Raw genomic sequence first — 21,705 nt, 5'->3', positions numbered from 1 at the left:
TCGGTCAAGGGGCACGCTAGGGAGTCGGGGCCGGGAGGCCGGACAGCACGCGGCCCCGGGCCGCCCATTCTCACTCGAACGGGCGCCACCGGGGCCGGTGTTGATCAGTCGAACGGAAGATCAGAGCCCGCCGGGGGAGACCGGCGGGCCGAGCTCACGGCCGGGATCGGCGGGACGCGGTCAGAGCTTGGTCCACGCCTCCGTCAGGACCTGACGGACGATCCCCTCGATCTCGTCGAAGGTCGCCTGGTCGGAGATCAGCGGCGGCGACAGCTGGATGACCGGGTCACCGCGGTCGTCGGCGCGGCAGTAGAGGCCGTACTCGAAGAGCTTCTTGGAGACGAAGCCGTAGAGCACGCGCTCCGACTCCTCGTCCGTGAAGGTCTCCTTGGTGGCCTTGTCCTTCACCAGCTCGATGCCGTAGAAGAAGCCGTTGCCGCGGACGTCGCCGACGATCGGCAGGTCGTGCAGCTTCTGCAGGGTCTGCAGGAAGCTGGCCTCGTTGTCCAGCACGTGCTGGTTCAGGCCCTCACGCTCGAAGATGTCGAGGTTGGTGAGCGCCACGGCCGCGGAGACCGGGTGGCCGCCGAAGGTGTAGCCGTGCAGGAAGGTGTTGTCGCCCTTGTAGAACGGCTCGGCGACGCGGTCGGAGACGATGCACGCGCCGATCGGGGAGTAGCCCGAGGTCATGCCCTTGGCGCAGGTGATCATGTCCGGTACGTAGCCGAACTTGTCGCAGCCGAACATCGTGCCGAGGCGGCCGAAGGCGCAGATGACCTCGTCGGAGACCAGCAGCACGTCGTACTGGTCGCAGATCTCGCGCACGCGCTGGAAGTAGCCGGGCGGCGGCGGGAAGCAGCCGCCGGCGTTCTGCACCGGCTCCAGGAAGACCGCGGCGACCGTGTCCGGGCCCTCGAAGAGGATCTCCTGCTCGATCTGGTCGGCGGCCCAGCGGCCGTAGGCCTCCGGGTCGTCGCCGAAGAGCGGGGCGCGGTAGATGTTGGTGTTGGGGACCTTGTGGGCACCCGGGACCAGCGGCTCGAAGGGGGCCTTCAGGGCCGGCAGACCGGTGATGGACAGGGCGCCCTGCGGGGTGCCGTGGTAGGCGACCGCACGCGAGATGACCTTGTACTTGGTCGGCTTGCCCTGCAGCTTGAAGTACTGCTTGGCCAGCTTCCACGCGGTCTCGACGGCCTCGCCGCCACCCGTCGTGAAGAACACCTTGTTCAGGTCGCCCGGCGCGTGGTGCGCGAGGCGCTCGGCCAGCTCGATGGCCTTGGGGTGGGCGTAGGACCACACCGGGAAGAAGGCCAGCTCCTGGGCCTGCTTGAAGGCCGTCTCGGCCAGCTCGGTGCGGCCGTGGCCGGCCTGGACCACGAACAGGCCCGCGAGACCGTCGAGGTAGCGCTTGCCCTTGTCGTCGTAGATGTAGGTGCCCTCACCACGGACGATGGTGGGAACGGGCGCGTTCTCGTACGAGGACATGCGGGTGAAGTGCATCCACAGGTGGTCGTACGCGGTCTTGCTGAGGTCCTTGGTGCTCACGGTTATCGGGTTCCCCACATGTAGGTCTGCTTCTTGAGCTTGAGGTAGACGAAGCTCTCGGTGGAGCGCACCCCGGGCAGGGCCCGGATGCGTTTGTTGATGACGTCCAGCAGGTGGTCGTCGTCCTCGCAGACGATCTCGGCGAGGATGTCGAACGAGCCCGCGGTCATCACCACGTACTCGACTTCCGACATGGCAGTCAGTGCCTCGGCCACCGGGTCGAGGTCGCCCTCGACGTTGACACCGACCATCGCCTGCCTGCGGAACCCCACGGTGAGCGGGTCCGTGACGGCGACGATCTGCATGACGCCCTGGTCGAGCAGCTTCTGGACCCGCTGGCGCACGGCGGCCTCGGAGAGGCCCACGGCCTTGCCGATCGCGGCGTACGGGCGGCGTCCGTCCTGCTGGAGCTGCTCGATGATGGCGAGGGAGACGGTGTCCAACTGGGGACTGCCGTTCCTGGACTCGCGGGAGTCCCTGGGTTCCGCGCTTCGACTGGCCACGACCTCACTGTGCACGACGTATCGACAGTTCCGCAAGCATGCGGCGATGAAATTCGTTGTTTACGGGTACGTGTCTTGCGGATTTCGCAGCCATGGGCCGTTCGGGGGTGTTGAAAACGTGGAGCCACGGATTAGGGTGGGGCCCAGGCATCTCAGGTAGTGGACACCTGGGCCGTTGGACATCCGACAGGAGGGCCGGGCAGTGAGCACCGAGCTGCGTCGTCTGCGCAATTACATCGACGGAGAGTTCCGCGATGCCGCCGATGGACGGACCACGGAGGTGGTCAACCCCGCGACCGGCGAGGCGTACGCGACCGCGCCGCTCTCCGGCGAGGCGGACGTGGACGCCGCGATGGCGGCCGCCGCCGCGGCCTTCCCGGAGTGGCGGGACAAGACGCCCTCCGAGCGTCAGAAGGCCCTCCTGAAGATCGCGGACGCGTTCGAGGAGCGGGCCGAGGAACTGATCGCGGCCGAGGTGGAGAACACCGGCAAGCCGATCGGTCTGACCCGGTCCGAGGAAATCCCGCCGATGGTCGACCAGATCCGCTTCTTCGCGGGTGCCGCCCGCATGCTCGAGGGCCGCTCGGCCGGTGAGTACATGGAGGGCATGACCTCGATCGTCCGCCGCGAGCCCGTCGGCGTCTGCGCCCAGGTCGCGCCGTGGAACTACCCGATGATGATGGCGGTGTGGAAGTTCGCCCCGGCCCTCGCGGCGGGCAACACGGTCGTCCTGAAGCCGTCGGACACCACCCCGGCCTCCACCGTCCTGATCGCCGACATCCTCGGCGGCATCCTGCCCAAGGGCGTCTTCAACGTCATCTGCGGCGACCGCGACACCGGCCGCGCGATGGTCGAGCACCCGACCCCGGCGATGGCGTCCATCACCGGCTCCGTCCGCGCGGGCATCTCGGTCGCCGAGTCGGCGGCCAAGGACGTCAAGCGCGTCCACCTGGAGCTGGGCGGCAAGGCCCCGGTCGTCGTCTTCGAGGACACCGACATCCCCAAGGCCGTCGAGGACATCTCGGTCGCGGGCTTCTTCAACGCCGGCCAGGACTGCACGGCCGCGACCCGCGTCCTCGTCCAGGACTCCATCCACGACGAGTTCGTCGCGGCGCTCGCCAAGGCCGCCGCCGAGACCAAGACCGGTCAGCCGGACGACGAGGACGTGCTCTACGGCCCGCTGAACAACCCCAACCAGCTCAAGCAGGTCGCCGGGTTCATCGAGCGCCTGCCCGCGCACGCCAAGGTCGAGGCGGGCGGCCAGCAGGTCGGCGAGAAGGGCTACTTCTACGCCCCGACCGTCGTCTCCGGTCTCAGGCAGGACGACGAGATCATCCAGAACGAGGTCTTCGGCCCGGTCATCACCGTGCAGTCCTTCTCGGACGAGGCCCAGGCCGTCGAGTGGGCGAACGGCGTCGACTTCGCCCTCGCCTCCTCGGTGTGGACCAAGGACCACGGCCGGGCGATGCGCCTGTCCAAGTCCCTCGACTTCGGCTGCGTGTGGATCAACACCCACATCCCGCTGGTGGCCGAGATGCCGCACGGCGGCTTCAAGAAGTCCGGCTACGGCAAGGACCTGTCGGGCTACGGCTTCGAGGACTACACGCGCATCAAGCACGTGATGACGTCGCTGGACGGCTGACCGCCGGCCGGCCGAGCGGCGTTCACGCTTCGCTCGTACGCACCACGTGGCCCCGGACGGGAGTCGATCCCGGCCGGGGCCACGGTGTTCCCCCTGGGCGTTCGGCTCAGACGCTCTCGGTCACGCTGGAGAGCGTGGGCCCGTCGGGTGCGCCCGCCTTCCCGGTCCCCTTCTCCGTGTGGAAGCCGGGCAGCTCGCCGGAGCCTCCGAGGGAGCCTCCGACGGAGCTTCCGCCGGATCCGGTGCCGGGCTTGCCGGGCTTGCCCGGAACGGGCAGCGGGGGCAGGCCGGCCTTCGACGAGAGGGTGATGCCGGCCTTCTTCAGGATCGGCGCGCACGCCTTCTCCGCGGCCCGGTAGCTCTTGGAACTCGGGTCGAATCCCTTGGGCGCCCCGACCCGCACGTTGAACAGGATGCGGCCCTGCTCGTCCTTCGAGGCGTGGAAGGCCGGGAAGACCTTCTGGCCGTGGCCGCGCATGCAGGCCGCGAACGCGTCGTTGGCGGTGTTCACGTCCCCTGGCGCGTGCGAGGTGGGCCGGTACCCGACGGCGCCCGGGAACCCGGCGGGGGGAAGGCCGCCCTTCGGCGGCTTGCCGGTCGTCGAGTGCTGCGTGAGCCGGGCGGACGCGGCGGTCCACGCCGTCGCCGTGGTCACGGTGGACCTGTCGGACGCCGAAGCGGCCGAGGCGCTGACGGTCCCGAGGGCGGCGGCCGAGATCAAGGCGCAGGCCAGGGCGAGTCGTTGTGGCCGAGTGGCCAGTGCACGCATGGGTTTCCTCCATGGGGCGGGCGGCGGTGCCGCCGGGTCGGACGCGTTGGCGCACGGTGGCGCACCACCGCGCCGTCACGTGTCGTGGCTCGACCGTCAGGGCGGGGTGGGCGGTGTCGTGTTGTGCCCAAGCCAAGCCCGGGGGCGGTTACGGCACGGGAACGGCCGTCCTTATCGCGAACCGACGGCGAGCCGGAGGCGTACGCCGGGACGGCCGGGCCCGGCCGGGGTGTGCGGGGCCCGCACAGGGAACGCTTATCCCCGTGTAACCCCCGGGCCGCCACACTGACCGCCATGCGTGTGCTGGTGGTCGAGGACCATGAGGAACTGGCCGAGACCGTGGCCGCCGGGCTGCGCCGCGAGGGCATGGCGGTCGATCTCGCGCTGGACGGGCCCACGGCGCTGGAGCGCGCCACGGTCAACGCGTACGACGTCGTCGTGCTCGACCGCGATCTGCCCGGCGTCCACGGCGACCAGGTGTGCCGGACGCTGGCCGCGGGCGGCAGCCGGGCGAGGGTGCTGATGCTGACCGCGTCCGGCACGGTGGCCGACCGGGTCACGGGACTCGGCCTCGGCGCCGACGACTATCTGTCCAAGCCCTTCGCCTTCGCCGAACTCGTCGCACGTGTACGGGCCCTGGCGCGACGCGCGCAGCCCGCGCTGCCCCCTGTCCTGGTCCGCGGGGAACTGCGGCTCGACCCGGCGCGGCGGCAGGCGACCCGGGGCGGTTCGGGGCTCGCCCTCAGCCCGAAGGAGTTCGCCGTGCTCGAACTCCTGCTGGCCGCGCAGGGCGCCGTGGTCTCCACCGAGGAACTCCTGGAGCGGGCCTGGGACGAGGCGGCCGACCCCTTCAGCCAGACCGTGAAGGTCACGGTGAGCCGGCTGCGCCGCAAGCTGGGGGAGCCGCAGCTGATCGCGACGGTGGACCGGGCGGGGTACCGGATCGCATGACGGACGCATCCGCCGGAACTCACCGCCCGGCCCCGTACGGCACGCGCCCGCGGCCGGCACCGCCCGGCCGCCTTCGGTGGCGAGCACCGCGGACCGTCCGTGGGCGGCCGGACCTCGGCGGTGTCCGGTGGCGGCTCGCCCCGCGCAGCATCCGCTGGCGGCTGACCCTGCTCTACAGCGCGCTGTTCGTGGTGGCGGGGGCCGCCCTGCTCGGCTTCACCTATCTGCTGGCGTCGCGGACGACGCCGTCGACGGCGGTCGGGGGTTCGTCCGTGGCCCCCGGGCTGCCCGGGGGCGAGGGACAGACCCCCGATCCGCCGACGCTGACGATGTACGCCGAGGCCCTGCGCGCCGATCAACTGCACCAGCTGCTCGTCGAGGCGGGCGTCGCGCTCGCCGTGATGACCTTCGCCTCCGTGGCCCTGGGCTGGCTCATGGCAGGGCGCGTCCTCGCGCCGCTGCGCACGATGACCTCGGCCGCCCGGCGGATCTCCGCGGACAACCTCCGCCAGCGGCTGGCGGTGCCGGGTCCCGAGGACGAGCTCAAAGCCATGGCGGACACCTTCGACGACGTACTGGGGCGGCTGGAGGGCGCGTTCGAGGCGCAGAAGCAGTTCGTCGCCAACGCGTCGCACGAACTGCGCACTCCGCTCACGCTCCAGCAGGCGATCGTGGACGTCGCGCTCGCCGACCCGGGGGCGTCGGTGGAGAGCCTGCGGGCCGCGTGCCTGCGCGTTCGTGCCGCCGGGCAGGAACAGGAGCGCCTCATCGACGCCCTGTTGACCCTCGCACGCAGTCAACGCGGGCTTCAGCGCAGGGAGTTCGTCGACCTTGCCGAGACGGTGCGGGAGCTGCTGCCGGACGGCGGGCCCGGGACCGGCGGGCCGCGGGTGCGGGCCGACCTCGGCTCCGCGCCCGTACTGGGCGACCCCCAGCTGATCGAACGCCTGGTGGTCAACCTCGCCGACAACGCCGTACGGCACAACACCCGTGGGGACCAGGAGAGCTGGGTCCAGGTGTGGACCGGGACGGAGGCGGGGCGCCCGGTCCTGCGGATCGACAACACCGGCCCGGTGATCCCGCGCGACCAGGTGGCCGGACTCTTCCAGCCGTTCCGGCGGCTGGGCCTGGAGCGGACCGGGACGCACCCGCGCGGGAAGGGCCGCCCCCGCGAGGGCCTCGGGCTCGGCCTGTCCATCGTCACGGCCGTCGCCACCGCCCACGGCGGCACGGTCGAGGCATGGCCCCGTCCGCGCGGCGGCCTGTCCGTGAGGGTCGCGTTCCCGCCGTGCGCACCGCCCGCGTCGGGGCCGGGCCAGGCACAGGACCAGGCACAGGGCCGGGGACGGGCGGCGGTCACGCGCGCGGAGTTCTCGGAACGCCGGGAAACGGATCGACAGGGTGTCGGGTCGGCGGGCGACTGATCGACGCAGCGTCCATTGTCCCGGCCGGGCCCGGGTCGGCATGCTTCGCGCGTGCCCGTGAATCGGAAGACCCCGCCCCCCTCCCGCCGGTCCCTGCTGCGCGCCCTGGGCGGCGGTGCCGCGCTCGCGGCACTCGCGGGATGCGGGGTGCCGGCGGCATACGTGGCACCGGAAGACCGGGCCGGAGCGGACCTCTCCGCCACGGACAAGCGGCTGACCTGGGCGAACTGGCCGCTGTACATCGACACCGACGACGAGGACAGCACCCGGCGGCCGACGCTGGAGGCCTTCGGGAAGCGCACCGGGATCTCCGTCGACTACATCGAGGAGATCAACGACAACGACGAGTTCTTCGGCAAGATCAGCCCGTCCCTGATGAACCACCAGCGCACCGGCCGCGACCTCATCGTCATCAGCGACTGGATGTGCGCCCGTTTCGTCCGGCTCGGCTGGGTCCAGGAGATGGACCGGTCCCGGCAGCCGAACGTCGCCAAGTACCTGGACCCGCTGCTGAGTTCGCCCGCCTTCGACCCCGGCCGCACGTCCTCGGTGCCGTGGCAGTCGGGGATCACCGGCATCGCGTACAACCGCCGCAGGCTCGGCCGCGAGATCAAGCACGTGTCCGATCTGTGGGCCGACGACCTCAAGGGCCGGGTCACCCTGCTCTCCGGCCTGGACGAGGCGTTCGCGCTGCTCATGCAGGGCAACGGCGTCGACATCACGAAGTGGCGGGCCGACGACTTCCACCGGGTGTGCGACCAGGTCGAGAAGCAGGTGCGCCGCGGCCAGATCCGCCGCTTCACCGGCAACGACTACATCAAGGACCTCGCCGGCGGGGACGTGCTGGCCTGCCAGGCCTACTCGGGCGACGTGATCCAGCTCCAGGCCGACGACCCCGACATCCGCTTCGTCGTCCCCGAGGAGGGCGCCGAACTGTGGGCCGAGTCGCTGATGATCCCCAACCTGGCCCGGCACAAGGCCAACGCCGAGAAGCTCGTCGACTACTACTACGAGCCCGAGGTCGCCGCCGAACTGGCCGCCTGGGTCAACTACGTCTGTCCGGTTCCCGCCGCCCAGGACATCCTCGCCTCCTCCAAGGACAAGGACACCGCCGCCCTCGCCGAGGACCCCCTGATCTTCCCGGACGCGACGATGCGCAAGCGTCTCGCGATCGCCCGCGACATCACCGCCGGCGAACGCACGGAGTTCGCCAAGCGCTGGAACGCGATAGCGGGCCTGTGAGTCAGGGGTCCTGGGCGGGCCGGTCCGGCAGCCGTGCCCCGATCACCGCGGTCCGGAGCCTGCAGCGGTGGGCCGGATCGGCCGGGCCGGCGCCGGTGGCGAGTGCGGGGGTCGACGCGGTCAGCAGGGCGGTCGCGGTGAAGGCGGCCGCCGCCCAGACGGCGCCTCTGCGCCGGGGCGGTTGGGGCAGGTGCATCGGGGGTGCTCCTCCGGGAACGGTAGGGGGAGCACGGACGCTAAGGGCTGTCCCGTAATCCCCGGCGGGCGCACGACGACAGCTACGGCACCTCGCCGCGTTGTCGGATCGCCCGAATACACCCGGTATGAGGACGACCCTCCGCCTTGCGATGCACCGCATCTGACGCCGCGCGCTGATCCACCGGGGATTACGGGACAGCCCTTAGGGAGACGCCGTTACTCGGGCATTACAGGGTTCGGCCCGGCCGTACGACTGCCCGCTTTCCAGGGCGAATCAGGCCGCGTGCGCCCATACGGTCGCGTCAACACGCGGATGAACGGGGGAGATTGACCCCAGGCCGGAGGCGGACAGCCGCCGGTGCGGCCGAGTTCCCGCACGGCGCGGCCTCCGCACGGTGGCTTTGCCGTCTCTTTACAACCCCGTCCGCCGCCGGTTCGTCTCTCCGCTCGATCCGTAACCGGCCCGCCGTTCCGACGGGCCGTCGGACCGAGGAAAGAGAGCGATCCATGCGCCGAACCGTCTTCAGTGCCACGGCACTCGCGTGCACCGCCGTCCTGGTGGGCACGGTGCCCGCGTTCGCCGACGGGACCTCCCCGAGCCCCAGGACCCGTCCGGGCGTCACCGCCGTGCCGGCCCCGGCGAGCCCCACCGCGACCCGGGCGCCCTCCGCCGTTCCCAGCCCCGTGCCGACGCGGGCGCGGACCTCGCGGCAGGTCTCCGTCCGGCCGGGCGGAGCACCCGACACCGGTGTGGCGACGACCGCGACGCCGTCCTCGGTCCCGGGCGCGCTCGTCGGCGGGAGCGCCGCCGCCGTGTTCGCGGGCGCGGCCGTCCTCGTCGTACGCCGCCGGCGGGCGACCGGGGCATGACGCCTCTCTCCAGGCGCGCGTTCGTCACCACGGCCGCGGCCGCGCTGCTCGTGGGCTGCGGCGGCCACCCGGGCACCGCGCCCGCGACCGCACGGCCCGGCGGCGCGTCCACGGCCGCGGAGCCGACCGCGAGGCCGGCGCGTGCGCTCGGGCGTTCGGTGCCGGTCGGGCTGCGGATACCGGCCATCGGGGTCGACACCCCGCTGATCCGGCTCGGGCTGGCCCCGGACGGCAGCGTGCAGGTGCCCCCGATCACGGCACACGACCGGGCCGGCTGGTACCGGCACTCGCCGACGCCCGGCCAGAAGGGCCCGTCGGTGATCCTCGGTCATGTCACGGTCGGCTCGTACGGCGACGGCGTCTTCCGTCACCTCGCGCGGCTGCGCCACGGCGACCGGATCGTGGTGCGCCTGGAGAACGGCGGGTCGGCAGGGTTCACCGTCGGCGACGTCCGTACGGTCGCCAAGGCCGACTTCCCGGCCGACGCGGTCTACGGCGACGTGGACCGCCCGGAGCTGCGGCTCATCACCTGCGGAGGTCCCCGCTCCGGAAGCGGCTACCGCGACAACGTGATCGTGTTCGCGGCGCTCACCTCCGCGAGCCCCTGATCCCCGACCGGCTGCTCGACGGGGCGCGGGGAGGAGGATCCTGGGCCGCCGGACCGTACCCCCGCGGCCCGGGATCCGTTCCTCCCGGCACCGTCACGACCATGGAGAATGTTGAAAGGGTCCCGTGAGAAGGCCGCGTCCGAGCTGTTCGCCGCCCTCTATCCGCGCCTCGCCGGCTGGTGCCGCCGTCTCGTCGACGACGACGGGACGGCCCACGAGATCGCCTCGGAGGCGTTCACCCGGCTCTGGTCCCGCTGGACTTCGGTGGCCGAGCCACGGGGGTTCCTCTACGTCACGGCGGCCAACCTCGTCCGGGACCACTGGCGCAAGCTGGAGCGGGAACGCAGGGCGATGCACCGGGCCACCGCCGAGGCCGTCGTCGGCCCGCCCAACGAGCAGGCCGATCCGTCCGTACGTCTGCTCGTGCAGTCGCTGCCCGAACGGCTGCGCGTCCCGATCCTGCTGCACTACTACGCCGACATGCCGATCCGGGAGGTGGCCGCGCTGACCGGGCGCAAGGAAGGAACGATCAAGGCCGATCTCCACGCGGCCCGCGAAACGCTCCGCGCCCACCTGAGGAGAAGTCTTGATCACACACTCTGACGACGATCCGGACCTCGGCCCCGACGACCCGCTCGCCGTCATCATGCGGCCCCCGTCCGCGTACCTCGCCCCACCGCCCGGCCGTTACGAGGCGATCCGCCGGGGCGCGGCCCGGCGCCGGCTGCTGCGCGCCGCGGCCGGAGCCGCGATGGCGTGTGCCGTCGGCGTTCTCGTCGCGCTGCCGCTCCGGTCGGCCGCGCCCGCGCCACCCGTGTCCCCGGTGGTCCCGCTGGCCCCGCCGCCCGCGAGCGGCCCGTCGGCCGAGCCCACTCCGTCGTCGCCCGGGAGCGCCGGTCCTCGTCCCCGTGCGAGCGGACCGTCCCACCGGACGCCGGCGCCCGGTACCGCACCGGCTGCCACGGCCACGACCGGTGTACCCTCCCTCACCCGCACTCCGTCGGCGACCCGGACCTCCGAGCCCGCGACCGCCGTACCGTCCGCGGTCCGTACCCGGACCGTTCCCACGGCGACCAGGGGGGCCCGACGGTAGGGGGCGGAGGGTGCGCTCCGCAGTCCGGGCGCCACCCATAAAGCGGTCCTTCAGTACCCATAAGTCAGCCTTATGAGGTCATAGCCCGGACCCGCCTACTGACTTAGGTTTGCCTCAGTTTAGGCTTCCCGTCGAGTCCCCCGCCCCTGTTCGAAGGGAACCTGATCATGCCTCGCCCTCTGCGGGTAGCCATTGTCGGAGCCGGCCCCGCCGGAATCTACGCCGCCGACGCGCTGCTGAAATCCGCAGTGGCCGTCGAGCCCGGTGTCTCCATCGACCTGTTCGAGCGGATGCCGGCCCCGTTCGGTCTCATCCGTTACGGGGTCGCCCCCGATCACCCCCGGATCAAGGGCATCATCACGGCCCTGCACCAGGTGCTCGACAAGCCGCAGATCCGCCTCTTCGGCAACGTCGACTACCCGCGCGACATCAGCCTCGACGATCTGCGCGCCTTCTACGACGCGGTGATCTTCTCCACGGGCGCGACGGCCGACCGGGCCCTCGACATCCCCGGCGTCGACCTCGACGGCTCCTACGGCGCGGCGGACTTCGTCTCCTGGTACGACGGTCACCCGGACGTCCCGCGCACCTGGCCGCTGGAGGCCGAGAAGGTCGCCGTCCTCGGTGTCGGCAACGTCGCCCTCGACGTGGCCCGCATCCTGGCCAAGACCGCGGACGAGCTGCTGCCCACCGAGATCCCGCCGAACGTCCACGAGGGCCTCAAGGCCAACAAGGCGCTCGAGGTCCACGTGTTCGGCCGCCGCGGTCCGGCGCAGGCGAAGTTCAGCCCGATGGAGCTGCGCGAGCTGGACCACTCGCCGAACATCGAGGTCGTCGTCGACCCCGAGGACATCGACTACGACGAGGGCTCGATCGCCACCCGGCGCGGCAACAAGCAGTCCGACATGGTCGCCAAGACCCTGGAGAACTGGGCCATCCGCGACACGGGCGACCGCCCGCACAAGCTGTTCCTGCACTTCTTCGAGTCGCCGACCGAGATCCTCGGCGAGAACGGCGAGGTCGTCGGCCTGCGCACCGAGCGCACCGCCCTCGACGGCACCGGGAACGTCAAGGGCACCGGCGAGTTCAAGGACTGGGACGTCACCGCGGTCTACCGTGCCGTGGGCTACCTCTCCGACAGCCTGCCCAAGCTGCCCTGGGACGTCGACTCGGGCACGGTGCCGGACGCGGCCGGCCGGGTGCTGGAGGACACGGGAGAGCACCTGCCGTCCACCTACGTCACCGGCTGGATCCGGCGCGGTCCCATCGGTCTGATCGGTCACACCAAGGGCGACGCCAACGAGACGGTCGCGAGCCTGCTCGACGACCACGCGAACGGCCGTCTGCTCGCGCCCACTTCGCCCGAGCCGGAGGCCGTCGACGTCTTCCTCGGCGAGCGGGACGTCCGTTTCACCACGTGGGAGGGCTGGTACAAGCTCGACGCCGCGGAGAAGGCGCTGGGCGAGCCGCAGGGCCGCGAGCGCGTGAAGCTCGTCGAGCGCGAGGACATGCTGCGGGAGAGCGGCGCCTGAGTCACCGGAGCCCCGGGCGGGGGCAGTTTTGAACACGTTCAAGTCGGGGCGTACGCTCCCGGTATGAGCGACAGAGCCGCCCTGCTCCGGGGCATCCGTGCGTGGCTTGCCTTCTTCGTCGTCAGCCTGGTGCTCAGCGGCGCCACGGCCTTCCCGCTGGTGCACGAACTGCACTGGACCGAGGACCTGCTCCGGGCCCTGTCCGTGCCCGAGCACCTGCCCGCCCTGATGGACTGGATCGAACGCGTGAGCCGCGGCCTCGACACCGCCGACGCCGACTACCCCTTCCTGCTCTACGGAACGGACTGGCTGGCGTTCGCGCATCTGGTGATCGCGGTCGCGTTCTACGGTCCCTACCGCGATCCGGTCCGCAACATCTGGGTCGTCGAGTTCGGGATGATCGCCTGTGCAGGCATCGTCCCACTGGCCCTGATCTGCGGACCGATCCGCGGCATCCCGTTCTGGTGGACGGTCGTCGACATGTCCTTCGGGATCTTCGGTGTGATCCCGCTGTATGTCGTACGGAAGAAGATCAAGCGCCTGGAGGCGCTCACCGCCGGCCCGGCTCCCGTGCCGGTACCCGCTGTCTGAGAGCGTCCGGGGCGATCCGCCGGCCCGGTCGGCTCAGTCCCGGCGCAGCGCGGTCAGGGCGTCGATGCGGTTGGTCGTGATCGAGTCGACCCCCGCGTCGAGCAGACGGCGCATGGACCGGCGGGTGTCCGGGGTCCACACGGAGAGCAGGTGGCCGCCCTGGTGGACGCGGGCCGCCAGGTCGCGGTTCACCAGGGGGAAGCGGTAGTTGAGCCAGCGCGGGCGTACGACGTCGAGCAGGCCCGGACGCGGCGGGGCCAGGCTCGTCCAGGTCAGCGCGATCTCCGCGGACGCGTCGGCGGCCCGCACCGCGAGCATGGCGGCGGCCCCGGCGCAGTAGTACACCCGCTCCTCGGCCCCGCACGCCCGCACCACGTCCACGACCTCGCGCGCGACCCCCGCGTCCACCTGTCCCGGCAGGTCGACCATGACCCGGCTGCCGCCGGTCGCCCCGAGGGCCTGCGCCAACGTGGGCACACCGCCGGCCGTGAGTCCGCGCACCTCGTCGCCGGAGAGCGAGCTCAGCGGCCGGTCGTGTCCCCACAGACGCTTGAGCGTCGCGTCGTGCAGCAGGACGGGTACGCGGTCGCGCGTCAGCCGTACGTCGATCTCGACGGCGTCCGCGCCCCGGTGGAGCGCGGAACGCAGCGAGTCGATCGTGTTCTCACGGGCGCGATAGGGGTCGCCGCGGTGGGCGACTGCGGTCACGGTGCGCATGGGGCCATTGTGCTGGGTCAGAGCGCGAGCCAGGTGGCGGCGTACGTGTCGACCTCCGCGGCGAGTTCGGCCTTCTGCGCCTCGCCGAGGAACGAGGCGCGCACCGCGTTCTTGGCGAGCTCCGCGACGCCCTGCTCGTCGAGGCCGAGGAGGCGGGCGGTGACCGCGTACTCGGTGTTGAGGTCGGTGCCGAACATCGGCGGGTCGTCGGAGTTGACGGTGACCGTCACCCCGGCCGCCACGAACTCCTTGACGGGGTGTTCGTCCAGGGTGCGGACGGCGCGGGTGGCGATGTTCGAGGTCGGGCAGACCTCCAGCGCGATGCCGTGCTCGGCGAGATGGGCGAGCAGCCGCGGGTCCCGGGCGGAACTCGTGCCGTGGCCGATGCGCTCGGCGCCGAGGACGTTCAGCGCGTCCCAGACCGTCTCCGGGCCCGTCGTCTCACCGGCGTGCGGCACCGACCGTAGTCCCGCCGCGCGGGCACGGTCGAAGTACGGCTTGAACTGGGGCCTCGGCACACCGATCTCGGGGCCGCCGAGTCCGAAGGAGACGAGCCCCTCCGGCCGCAGCCGGTCGTCGGTCGCGAGCCGCACGGTCTCCTCGGCGGCCTCCAGACCGGCCTCGCCCGGGATGTCGAAGCACCAGCGCAGGACGACACCCAGTTCGGCCTCGGCGGCCTTGCGGGCGTCCTCGATCGCGTCCATGAAGGCGCGCTCGTCGATTCCGCGCCGGGTGGAGGACCACGGAGTGATCGTCAGCTCGGCGTAGCGCACCTGCTGACGGGCCATGTCGCGGGCGACCTCGTACGTCAGCAGCCGTACGTCCTCGGGCGTGCGGATGAGGTCGACGACGGACAGGTACACCTCGATGAAGTGGGCGAAGTCCGTGAACGTGAAGTAGTCCGCGAGCGCCTCGGGGTCGGTCGGCACCCGGGAGTCGGGGTGGCGGGCGGCGAGCTCGGAGACGATGCGCGGGGAGGCGGAGCCGACGTGGTGGACGTGCAGTTCGGCCTTGGGCAGCCCGGCGATGAAGGTGTGCAGGTCGCGGGCGTCGTCGCGTGCGGTGATGTGCTCGGTCAACGGGTTCCTCCCCGGAACGGCGTCCCTGGGCCGTGTTCGGCCGGACGCGGGTGATCGGCTGATCGATGGTTCGGGATCATCGTAGGCGGCCGCCCGTCCGGGCCCGCTGTAACCCCGCGGGGGACGAGAGGGCCGTCGTACGGCCCGGATCCGGGGAGCGGCTTGGCCGTAGCATGACGGAACGTACGAGAGAGGGGACCTCGCGCATGTCCGACGACGCCCAGAGGCCGACCGCCCCACGCGACGCGGGTGCGTGGGCCCCGCCGGGCGGGGCGAACCCGATGTCCGCGCGCGGCGGGTCACCCGAGCGGAGCGGATCGTCCGGGACGGGGACCGGTCCCGGTCCCGGTTCGGATTCCGGTCGCGCGGAGGACGCGATACCCGAGGCGGATCGCGCGTCCGCCGCCGGTCCGGATCGTGCGGCACCCGCGGTCGACCGGGACCACGGGGCATCCGTGGTGCCCGCGGCCGGTGCGGATCACGGGACACCCGCCGTCGGCCCGGCCCGTGCGACGCCCGCGGCCGGCCCCGACCGGACGGCCTTCGCGTCGGACGGCGGACCGGACGACGGTCGGGACGGACGTCAGGACAACGACTCGGACAACGACTCGGGCGGTGACCGGGGCGGTGATCCGGGCCCCGGGCCCGAGGTGGCCGCGCGGTGGGTGGACAGCGCGTTCGACGGCGGACCGGGACACGCGGCGCCCGCGACGGGCGGCGCGTTCGGTGAGGCGCCCGCGGGTTCCGTTCCCGCCCAGGGCGCCGCGCCCTTCGCCGTCCCCGCCCCCGACGCCCGGATCTCCCTCGGGAAGCGCGAGGCCGACCGGGAATCCGAGTTCGACCCCTGGGCCCCGCCCGAGGAGCTCGCCTCGCCCGGGCGGACCGCGCGGGGGAGCGCCGCGCCTCCTCCGGCGTACGGGCTTCCGGCGATCACCTCGCTGCCCGGCACGCCCGGCATGCCCGGCATGCCCGGCCCCGGACACCTCGGCGGCCCCGCCTGGGACAACCCCTTCGCGCCGCCGACCGCCCGCACCCCCTACCCGCAGCCCTTTCCCGGCGAGCCCGTCCCTCCGCCGCCGATCGCCCCCGGAGGCCCCGGCCTCGCGTACGGCTACGGCTACCCGCAGTACCCCGGCGCTCCCGCGGGTGCCGTGCATCCGGGCGTACCGGGTTACGGCTGGCCCGTGACGGGGCCCATGCCGAGCAACGGGCTGGGAACCGCCGGGCTCGTGCTGGGCATCATCGCGGCGGTCCTGTTCGTCGTGTGGCCGCTGGCGATCGTGCTGGGCGTCCTCGCCGTGGTCTTCGGGCTGATCGGTGGGGCCAAGGCCCGCCGCGGCGAGGCCACGAACCCCGGGCAGGCGCTGGCCGGGGTCATCCTCGGAGCCGTCGGACTCGTTCTCGCCGTCGGCGTGTTCGTCCTGATCATCGTGTTCGCCGCGGACGACGGCGGCAGTGGTGACGCGGGCGACGACGGCTTCTCCACGTCCCTGGTGACACAGCGCTGACGGCCCGCGTGACGTGCCCGCCGGTGACGGCCCGCGCCCGGCACGTCCGTGGACCGGTCCGGCGGCGCTGTCAGCCGGCCGGCGGGGGTTCCTCCGGCTCCGTCGTCCCCCCTCGGCCGCCGGGGTGGCGCAGGGCGCAGAGGAACGCGACGGCGAGCGCGATCGCCATGCCGTAGAAGACCACCTGGTTGGCCTCGGCGAAGTCCGTCCGCACGCCGGTCATCACCTCCCGCATGGTCGACGCGGTGACGCCGGTGCCCGTCGGCTGCCGTGCGTCGGAGTTGCCCGTGACCGCCTGGGTGATGTCGTCGGCCACGCCGTGGGCCTCGGCCGACGACAGGCCGTGGGACCGGAGCGTCGAGACGACCCTGTCCGTCATCGTGTGTGTCAGGACGGTCCCGAAGACGGCCAGCCCGACACTCGCCGCGTAGTTGCGGACGGTCTGGGTGATGCCGGTGACCTCGCCGTAGGAGGCTCCGATGGACCGGTTGACGGCGTCGGTGGACGCGGGCGCCAGGATGAAGCCGATCCCGGCTCCCGCGAGGGCGACGTAGGGCCACTGGTCGTGCATCGACAGGTCGGTCAGCTTGCCGGCCCAGAGGTAGAACCCGACCGCGCCCACGATGGTGCCGATCTTCATGGGCCGCCGTGCGCCCTGTCTGTCCAGCATGCGGCCGCCCCACTGGGAGGCGATGGCGAAGCCCGCGAAGAAGTACAGCAGGTAGAGCGCGGCCTGGTTGGGCGAGGCGCTGAGGGAGACCTGCGCGTACACCGAGGCGAAGAAGAAGACCGGGACGAAGGCCAGCATGGCGAAGAAGAGCACCAGGGAGTCCACGGTGAACGCCTTGTCCCGGAAGACCGCCAGGTTGACCAGAGGGTGGCGCCGGTCCCGCTCGTAGCGCCAGAAGAGGACCAGGACGACGAGGCCGCCCGCGATGCAGCCCCAGGTCGCCACGCTGTCCCAGCCCCAGGCCGCCGCCTGCTGGAATCCGAGCACGCTCAGGCCCATGCCCACCGCGATGAGCAGGGCCCCGACGCCGTCCAGCGACTCGTCGCGCCGGCGGTCGGGAATGCGCGCCAGCACGGTCAGGACGAGCGCCACGACGGCGACGGGCACGTTGACCCAGAAGATCGCCCGCCAGGTCCACGACGTGAGCCAGCCGCCCAGCAGCGGGCCGATGGCCGTCAGCGCCCCCGACAGCCCGAAGAACAGCGCCAGGGCCCGGCCGCGCCGCTCCACCGGGAACACGGCCACGACCACGGCGAGTGCCGCGGGGAAGAGGAGGGCGGCCCCCAGGCCCTGTGTCGCCCTGAAGACGATCAGCCAGGTCTGGGCGAGGTCTCCCTCGGGCACACAGCCGCACAGGACCGACGAGATGACGAACACCAGGGTGCCCACGACGACGACACGGCGTGGCCCGAGCAGGTCGGCCAGCCGCCCGCCGAGGGCGAAGAACGCGGCCAGCGACAGCAGGTAGGCGTTCACCACCCACTGCATCCCGGACGCCGACAGCCCCAGTTCGCGGACGATGTCCGGCGCCGCGATGGAGACGATCGTCTGGTCGATGAACGTCATCGACACCGCGAAGAGCATCGCCGCCAGTGCCAGTGACTGGCGCGGGGCCCGGGGCGCGGTGGGCGCGATGTCGTTCTGCTCTGCGTACATGCCACTCACACGCACAGTTTTGGCCGGTCGGGACACCACCGCATCCGGGGACCGCCATCACCGGGGCGGCCACCTCGGCATCCGCGGACCGCCGCCTCCGCCTCTGGAAGCGTCGGTTCCGGCCCGTGCCTAGGTGCCCGCCTCCGTGGGCGCGTCCCCCGCGCGCAGCCGCTCGCGTGCCTCCATCAGGGCGAAGCCCAGCAGGTTCTCGCCCGGCCAGCGGCGGGGGTCGAAGGCGCCGTCGTCGTTCGTGGCGAGTCCGATGCCCCAGATCCGGTCCACGGGACTCGCCTCGACGAGCACGCGCCCGCCCGTGCCCAGCAGGAACGCCCGCAGGCCGGGATGGGCGGCGAACTTGTGGACGCTGCCCTCGACGACGATCCCGAACCGCTCGCGCTCCCACACGGCGTTGTCGAAGTCGCGCACCAGCCGCCCGGCCTTCTTGGCGAGCGCGGGGTTCGGAGCCTCGACCGCCTGCCGCTCGGCCTCGGCGTCGCCGAACAGGCGCGCCTTGGACGCCATCATCCAGTGCTCCGCCGTCGCGTAGACGACCCCATCGGCCACGAAGGGCGACGGCCACCACTGGCTGAGACAGCTCGACCCCAGCCGTCCGTCCGGCCGCGGGCGGTGCCCCCAGAAGTGCAGGTACTTCACCGGCGTCCCCGACTGAACCGCACTGACCAGTGCTTCCCGCGTATCGATCTTCCCCATGCACGCCACTGTGGCACGCACCACTGACACACCGTCCCGCCTTTTCCGGGAGGACTCGACACCTGGTCAAAGGATTCCGTCGCGTAACCAAAAGGCAACAACGGAATCACTTGTTGGAGTCCCTTTGCTCTGTCAGGATCGGCACTCAAATCGAGCTGGAGCTACGCCGACCCTCGTCCGACGGGGAGGACGGCGGAGGAGAGCGACATGCACAATCCGGGCCATCGCTTCCAGGCGCAGGACCGCCTCGCGGGCGGCGCGCAGTACATCGGAGGCCGTCTCACCCAGGGCACCTCCGGCCGTACGCACGCGGTCGTGAACCCCGCCACGGGCGAGGAGGTGTACACGTACGAGCTGGCGAGCACCGCCGACGTGGACGCGGCCGTCGCGGCCGCCCGCGCGGCGTTCCCCGGCTGGGCGGCCACCACCCCCGGGGAGCGGTCCGACGCGCTGCACCGCTTCGCCGCCGTGCTCGCCGAGCGGGCCGAGGAGTTCGCCCAGGCCGAGTCGCTCCAGTGCGGGAAGCCCCTGAAGCTGACCCGGGAGTTCGACGTCCCGGGAACCATCGACAACACCGCGTTCTTCGCGGGCGCCGCCCGGCATCTGCAGGGCCAGTCGGCCGGTGAGTACTCCGGCGACCACACCTCGTACGTACGCCGCGAGCCCATCGGGGTCGTCGGTTCCATCGCACCCTGGAACTACCCGCTCCAGATGGCCGCCTGGAAGATCCTCCCGGCGATCGCGGCGGGCAACACGATCGTGCTGAAGCCCGCCGAGCTGACCCCGCTGACCTCCCTGCTGTTCGCCGAGGCGGCCACCCACGCGGGTGTCCCGGACGGCGTGATCAACATCGTCACGGGCCTGGGCAAGGAGGCCGGCGAGCATCTCGTCGGGCACCCCGACGTCGCCATGACCTCCTTCACCGGGTCGACCGCCGTCGGCAGGCGCGTCGCGGAGATCGCCACCTCGACCGTCAAGCGTCTCCACCTGGAACTCGGCGGCAAGGCCCCCTTCCTCGTCTTCGACGACGCGGACCTGGAGGCCGCCGTGCACGGCGCGGTCGCCGGTTCGCTCATCAACACCGGCCAGGACTGCACGGCCGCCACGCGCGCGTACGTGCAACGCCCCCTCTACGAGGCGTTCGTGGAGCGGACGGGTGCCCTGATGGCGAGCGTCCGCGTGGGCGATCCCTTCGCGCCCGGCACCGACCTCGGCCCGCTGATCTCGCACGCGCAGCGCGACCGCGTCGCCGGATTCGTCGACCGGGCCCGCGGCTACGCGCGCGTGGTCACCGGCGGAGAGGCCCCGCAGGGAGAGCTCAAGAGCGGCGCGTACTATGCGCCCACGCTCGTCGCCGACGCCGCACAGGACAGCGAGATCGTGCAGGCCGAGATCTTCGGTCCCGTGCTCGTGGTGCTGCCCTTCGACACCGACGGCGAGGGCATCGCGCTGGCCAACGACACCCCGTACGGACTGGCCGCCTCCGCCTGGAGCCGCGACGTCTACCGGGCCAACCGCGCGACCCGCGAGATCAAGGCCGGGTGCGTGTGGGTCAACGATCACATTCCGATCATCAGCGAGATGCCGCACGGCGGTTACAAGGCCTCCGGCTTCGGCAAGGACATGTCCGCCTACTCCTTCGAGGAGTACACGCAGGTCAAGCACGTCATGTTCGACAACACCGCGGTCGCCAGGAAGGACTGGCACCGCACGGTCTTCGGGGACCGGCCGTAGCCCCACCGGCTACGGCCCTGTGGCAGACCAGGCCGCGACCACGGCCGCGACCCTCTCGAAAGGGCATCAGAGCATGGAGCAGTACGAGCCCGAACGCCTGTCCCCGGTGCAACTGGCCGCCATGCGGCGCAGCCTCCGGAACGGCAGGGCGGCCCTCACCCGTCGTTCACTGCTGCGTGCCTCGGCGGGCGGCGCGCTGGCCGTCGGCGGACTCGGGGCGCTGAGCGGCTGCGGGATCCCCGCGGCAGGCAGGACCCAGGGCGGCACGTCCGCCCAGGACCACTCCGCGACGGAGAAGACCCTCAACTTCTCCAACTGGACCGAGTACATCGACCTCGACGACAGCGGCAAGCACCACCCGACGCTGGAGACGTTCCGCAAGCGGACGGGCATCTCGGTCAAGTACACCGAGGACATCAACGACAACAACGAGTTCTTCGCCAAGATCAAGCCGCAGCTCGCCGCCGGCCAGCCCACCGGCCGTGACCTGATCGTCCTCACCGACTGGCTGGCCGCGCGCGTGATCCGCCTGGGCTGGGTCCAGAAGCTCGACCCGTCCAACCTGCCGCACGCCTACACGAACCTGTCGCCGCAGTTCCGCAACCCCGACTGGGACCCGGGACGCGCCTACTCGTACGCGTGGCAGGGCATCCCGACGGTCATCGCCTTCAACAGGAAGGCGCTCGACGGGATCGAGGTGAAGTCGGTCTCCGACCTCCTCGACAACCCGAAGCTGAAGGGCCGAGTCTCCTTCCTGTCCGAGATGCGCGACACCATGGGCATGACCCTGCTCGACATGGGCAAGGACCCGGCGAAGTTCACCGACGACGACTTCGACGCGGCCGTGGCCCGGCTGCAGAAGGCCGTCGACAAGGGCCAGATCCGCCGCTTCACGGGCAACGACTACACCTCCGACCTGACCAAGGGCGACATCGCCGCTTGCGTCGCCTGGGCCGGAGACGTCGTCCAGCTCAAGAACGACAGCCCGGACGTCGACTTCGTCATCCCGGACAGCGGCTACATGACGTCGACCGACAACCTGCTGGTCCCCAACAAGGCGCGTCACAAGACGAACGCCGAGCGGCTGATCGACTTCTACTACGAGCCGGAGCAGGCAGCCGAGCTCGCCGCGTACATCAACTACGCGACTCCGGTCGAAGGAGTGAAGCCCTACCTTGCCAAGATCGACGAGGACGCGGCGAACAACCCGCTGATCGTTCCCGACAAGGCCATGCAGGCCCGGTCCCACGCCTTCCGCTCGCTGAGCCAGAAGGAAGAGACGGCCTACGAAGAGAAGTTCGCGAAGCTCACAGGGGCGTGAC

At 71.6% G+C, this 21,705-nt stretch carries 20 protein-coding genes and 1 pseudogene; 13 read left to right on the top strand and 8 right to left on the bottom strand.

The genetic code is table 11. The features are described from left to right. Nucleotides 1-180: 180 nt before the first annotated feature. Both ACFYW9_RS12955 and ACFYW9_RS12950 read right to left on the bottom strand, forming a co-directional pair. A complete protein-coding gene (locus tag ACFYW9_RS12955) occupies nucleotides 181-1,563 on the bottom strand; it encodes an aspartate aminotransferase family protein (protein ID WP_389148513.1) in 1,383 nt (460 codons plus the stop codon). Continuing rightward, nucleotides 1,548-2,063, bottom strand: a complete 516-nt coding sequence (locus ACFYW9_RS12950) for an Lrp/AsnC family transcriptional regulator (protein ID WP_328447551.1) — start codon at nucleotides 2,061-2,063, stop codon at nucleotides 1,548-1,550. Before ACFYW9_RS12950 ends, ACFYW9_RS12955 begins: the two co-directional genes overlap by 16 nt. A 187-nt stretch (nucleotides 2,064-2,250) precedes the next feature. Here ACFYW9_RS12950 and ACFYW9_RS12945 point away from each other — a divergent pair, with 187 nt between their 5' ends. After that, nucleotides 2,251-3,690 carry a gamma-aminobutyraldehyde dehydrogenase gene (locus tag ACFYW9_RS12945; protein ID WP_389148510.1) on the top strand — a complete coding sequence of 480 codons (1,440 nt, stop codon included), beginning with the start codon at nucleotides 2,251-2,253 and terminating at the stop codon, nucleotides 3,688-3,690. A 106-nt stretch (nucleotides 3,691-3,796) separates the two neighbouring features. Here ACFYW9_RS12945 and ACFYW9_RS12940 read toward each other — a convergent pair whose 3' ends face one another. Continuing rightward, nucleotides 3,797-4,459: a hypothetical protein gene (locus tag ACFYW9_RS12940; RefSeq protein WP_389148508.1), complete on the bottom strand. Its 663-nt coding sequence runs from the start codon at nucleotides 4,457-4,459 to the stop codon at nucleotides 3,797-3,799. 294 nt (nucleotides 4,460-4,753) lie between these two features. On the opposite strand from ACFYW9_RS12940, the gene ACFYW9_RS12935 reads away from it, so the two are divergent. The 3 genes from ACFYW9_RS12935 to ACFYW9_RS12925 are packed head-to-tail and all read left to right on the top strand — an operon-like array spanning nucleotide 4,754 to nucleotide 8,076. After that, the gene (locus tag ACFYW9_RS12935; RefSeq protein WP_389148506.1) at nucleotides 4,754-5,410 is read left to right on the top strand and encodes a response regulator transcription factor; all 657 of its coding nucleotides are present in this window, start codon (nucleotides 4,754-4,756) and stop codon (nucleotides 5,408-5,410) included. Beyond that, on the top strand, nucleotides 5,407-6,834 hold the full coding sequence (locus ACFYW9_RS12930; RefSeq protein ID WP_389148502.1) for a sensor histidine kinase: 1,428 nt from the start codon (nucleotides 5,407-5,409) through the stop codon (nucleotides 6,832-6,834). The genes ACFYW9_RS12935 and ACFYW9_RS12930 overlap by 4 nt, the downstream gene beginning before the upstream one ends. 51 nt (nucleotides 6,835-6,885) lie before the next feature. Continuing rightward, nucleotides 6,886-8,076 (top strand): spermidine/putrescine ABC transporter substrate-binding protein, encoded by a 1,191-nt coding sequence (locus ACFYW9_RS12925; protein WP_389148499.1) that lies wholly within the window; start codon nucleotides 6,886-6,888, stop codon nucleotides 8,074-8,076. Nucleotide 8,077: 1 nt separating this feature from the next. Here the strand turns inward: ACFYW9_RS12925 and ACFYW9_RS12920 are convergent, their stop codons facing one another. Further along, nucleotides 8,078-8,272 carry a hypothetical protein gene (locus tag ACFYW9_RS12920; protein ID WP_389148496.1) on the bottom strand — a complete coding sequence of 65 codons (195 nt, stop codon included), beginning with the start codon at nucleotides 8,270-8,272 and terminating at the stop codon, nucleotides 8,078-8,080. Nucleotides 8,273-8,781: 509 nt separating this feature from the next. Between ACFYW9_RS12920 and ACFYW9_RS12915 the strand changes: the two genes are divergently transcribed. The 6 genes from ACFYW9_RS12915 to ACFYW9_RS12890 all read left to right on the top strand — a co-directional run bounded on the left by ACFYW9_RS12915 (nucleotide 8,782) and on the right by ACFYW9_RS12890 (nucleotide 12,968). Next, the gene (locus ACFYW9_RS12915) at nucleotides 8,782-9,144 is read left to right on the top strand and encodes a sortase-dependent protein (RefSeq protein ID WP_389148493.1); all 363 of its coding nucleotides are present in this window, start codon (nucleotides 8,782-8,784) and stop codon (nucleotides 9,142-9,144) included. Beyond that, entirely contained in the window at nucleotides 9,141-9,752 is a 612-nt protein-coding gene (locus ACFYW9_RS12910) for a class F sortase (protein WP_389148490.1), read from the top strand. Before ACFYW9_RS12915 ends, ACFYW9_RS12910 begins: the two co-directional genes overlap by 4 nt. A gap of 111 nt (nucleotides 9,753-9,863) precedes the next feature. After that, a complete protein-coding gene (locus ACFYW9_RS12905) occupies nucleotides 9,864-10,355 on the top strand; it encodes an RNA polymerase sigma factor (protein ID WP_326790775.1) in 492 nt (163 codons plus the stop codon). After that, nucleotides 10,339-10,845 (top strand): hypothetical protein, encoded by a 507-nt coding sequence (locus ACFYW9_RS12900; RefSeq protein ID WP_389148487.1) that lies wholly within the window; start codon nucleotides 10,339-10,341, stop codon nucleotides 10,843-10,845. The genes ACFYW9_RS12905 and ACFYW9_RS12900 overlap by 17 nt, the downstream gene beginning before the upstream one ends. A 167-nt stretch (nucleotides 10,846-11,012) precedes the next feature. Next, the gene (locus ACFYW9_RS12895) at nucleotides 11,013-12,377 is read left to right on the top strand and encodes an FAD-dependent oxidoreductase (protein ID WP_389148485.1); all 1,365 of its coding nucleotides are present in this window, start codon (nucleotides 11,013-11,015) and stop codon (nucleotides 12,375-12,377) included. Between the two features lie 63 nt (nucleotides 12,378-12,440). Continuing rightward, nucleotides 12,441-12,968: a hypothetical protein gene (locus ACFYW9_RS12890; protein ID WP_351869717.1), complete on the top strand. Its 528-nt coding sequence runs from the start codon at nucleotides 12,441-12,443 to the stop codon at nucleotides 12,966-12,968. Between the two features lie 33 nt (nucleotides 12,969-13,001). Here ACFYW9_RS12890 and ACFYW9_RS12885 read toward each other — a convergent pair whose 3' ends face one another. Both ACFYW9_RS12885 and ACFYW9_RS12880 read right to left on the bottom strand, forming a co-directional pair. Beyond that, on the bottom strand, nucleotides 13,002-13,685 hold the full coding sequence (locus ACFYW9_RS12885; RefSeq protein ID WP_389148480.1) for a glycerophosphodiester phosphodiesterase: 684 nt from the start codon (nucleotides 13,683-13,685) through the stop codon (nucleotides 13,002-13,004). Between the two features lie 17 nt (nucleotides 13,686-13,702). After that, a pseudogene (locus ACFYW9_RS12880) lies at nucleotides 13,703-14,851 on the bottom strand (adenosine deaminase); the annotation flags it as partial. Nucleotides 14,852-15,219: 368 nt separating this feature from the next. Here ACFYW9_RS12880 and ACFYW9_RS12875 point away from each other — a divergent pair. Next, complete coding sequence (locus ACFYW9_RS12875; RefSeq protein WP_389148477.1) at nucleotides 15,220-16,272, top strand: hypothetical protein; 1,053 nt, start codon at nucleotides 15,220-15,222, stop codon at nucleotides 16,270-16,272. Nucleotides 16,273-16,342: 70 nt separating this feature from the next. Here the strand turns inward: ACFYW9_RS12875 and ACFYW9_RS12870 are convergent, their stop codons facing one another. Next, nucleotides 16,343-17,938 (bottom strand): MFS transporter, encoded by a 1,596-nt coding sequence (locus ACFYW9_RS12870; RefSeq protein WP_389148948.1) that lies wholly within the window; start codon nucleotides 17,936-17,938, stop codon nucleotides 16,343-16,345. A gap of 129 nt (nucleotides 17,939-18,067) precedes the next feature. After that, the gene (locus ACFYW9_RS12865) at nucleotides 18,068-18,649 is read right to left on the bottom strand and encodes an NADAR family protein (RefSeq protein ID WP_389148474.1); all 582 of its coding nucleotides are present in this window, start codon (nucleotides 18,647-18,649) and stop codon (nucleotides 18,068-18,070) included. A gap of 207 nt (nucleotides 18,650-18,856) precedes the next feature. On the opposite strand from ACFYW9_RS12865, the gene ACFYW9_RS12860 reads away from it, so the two are divergent. After that, entirely contained in the window at nucleotides 18,857-20,383 is a 1,527-nt protein-coding gene (locus ACFYW9_RS12860) for a gamma-aminobutyraldehyde dehydrogenase (protein WP_389148471.1), read from the top strand. A gap of 73 nt (nucleotides 20,384-20,456) precedes the next feature. Further along, nucleotides 20,457-21,704, top strand: coding sequence for a spermidine/putrescine ABC transporter substrate-binding protein (locus ACFYW9_RS12855; RefSeq protein WP_389148468.1), 1,248 nt, complete (start codon nucleotides 20,457-20,459; stop codon nucleotides 21,702-21,704). Nucleotide 21,705: the final 1 nt, after the last annotated feature.

The organism is Streptomyces sp. NPDC002698 (genome assembly GCF_042888945.1).
Taxonomy (GTDB): domain Bacteria; phylum Actinomycetota; class Actinomycetes; order Streptomycetales; family Streptomycetaceae; genus Streptomyces.
This window is presented reverse-complemented; position numbering and strand designations above follow the sequence as displayed.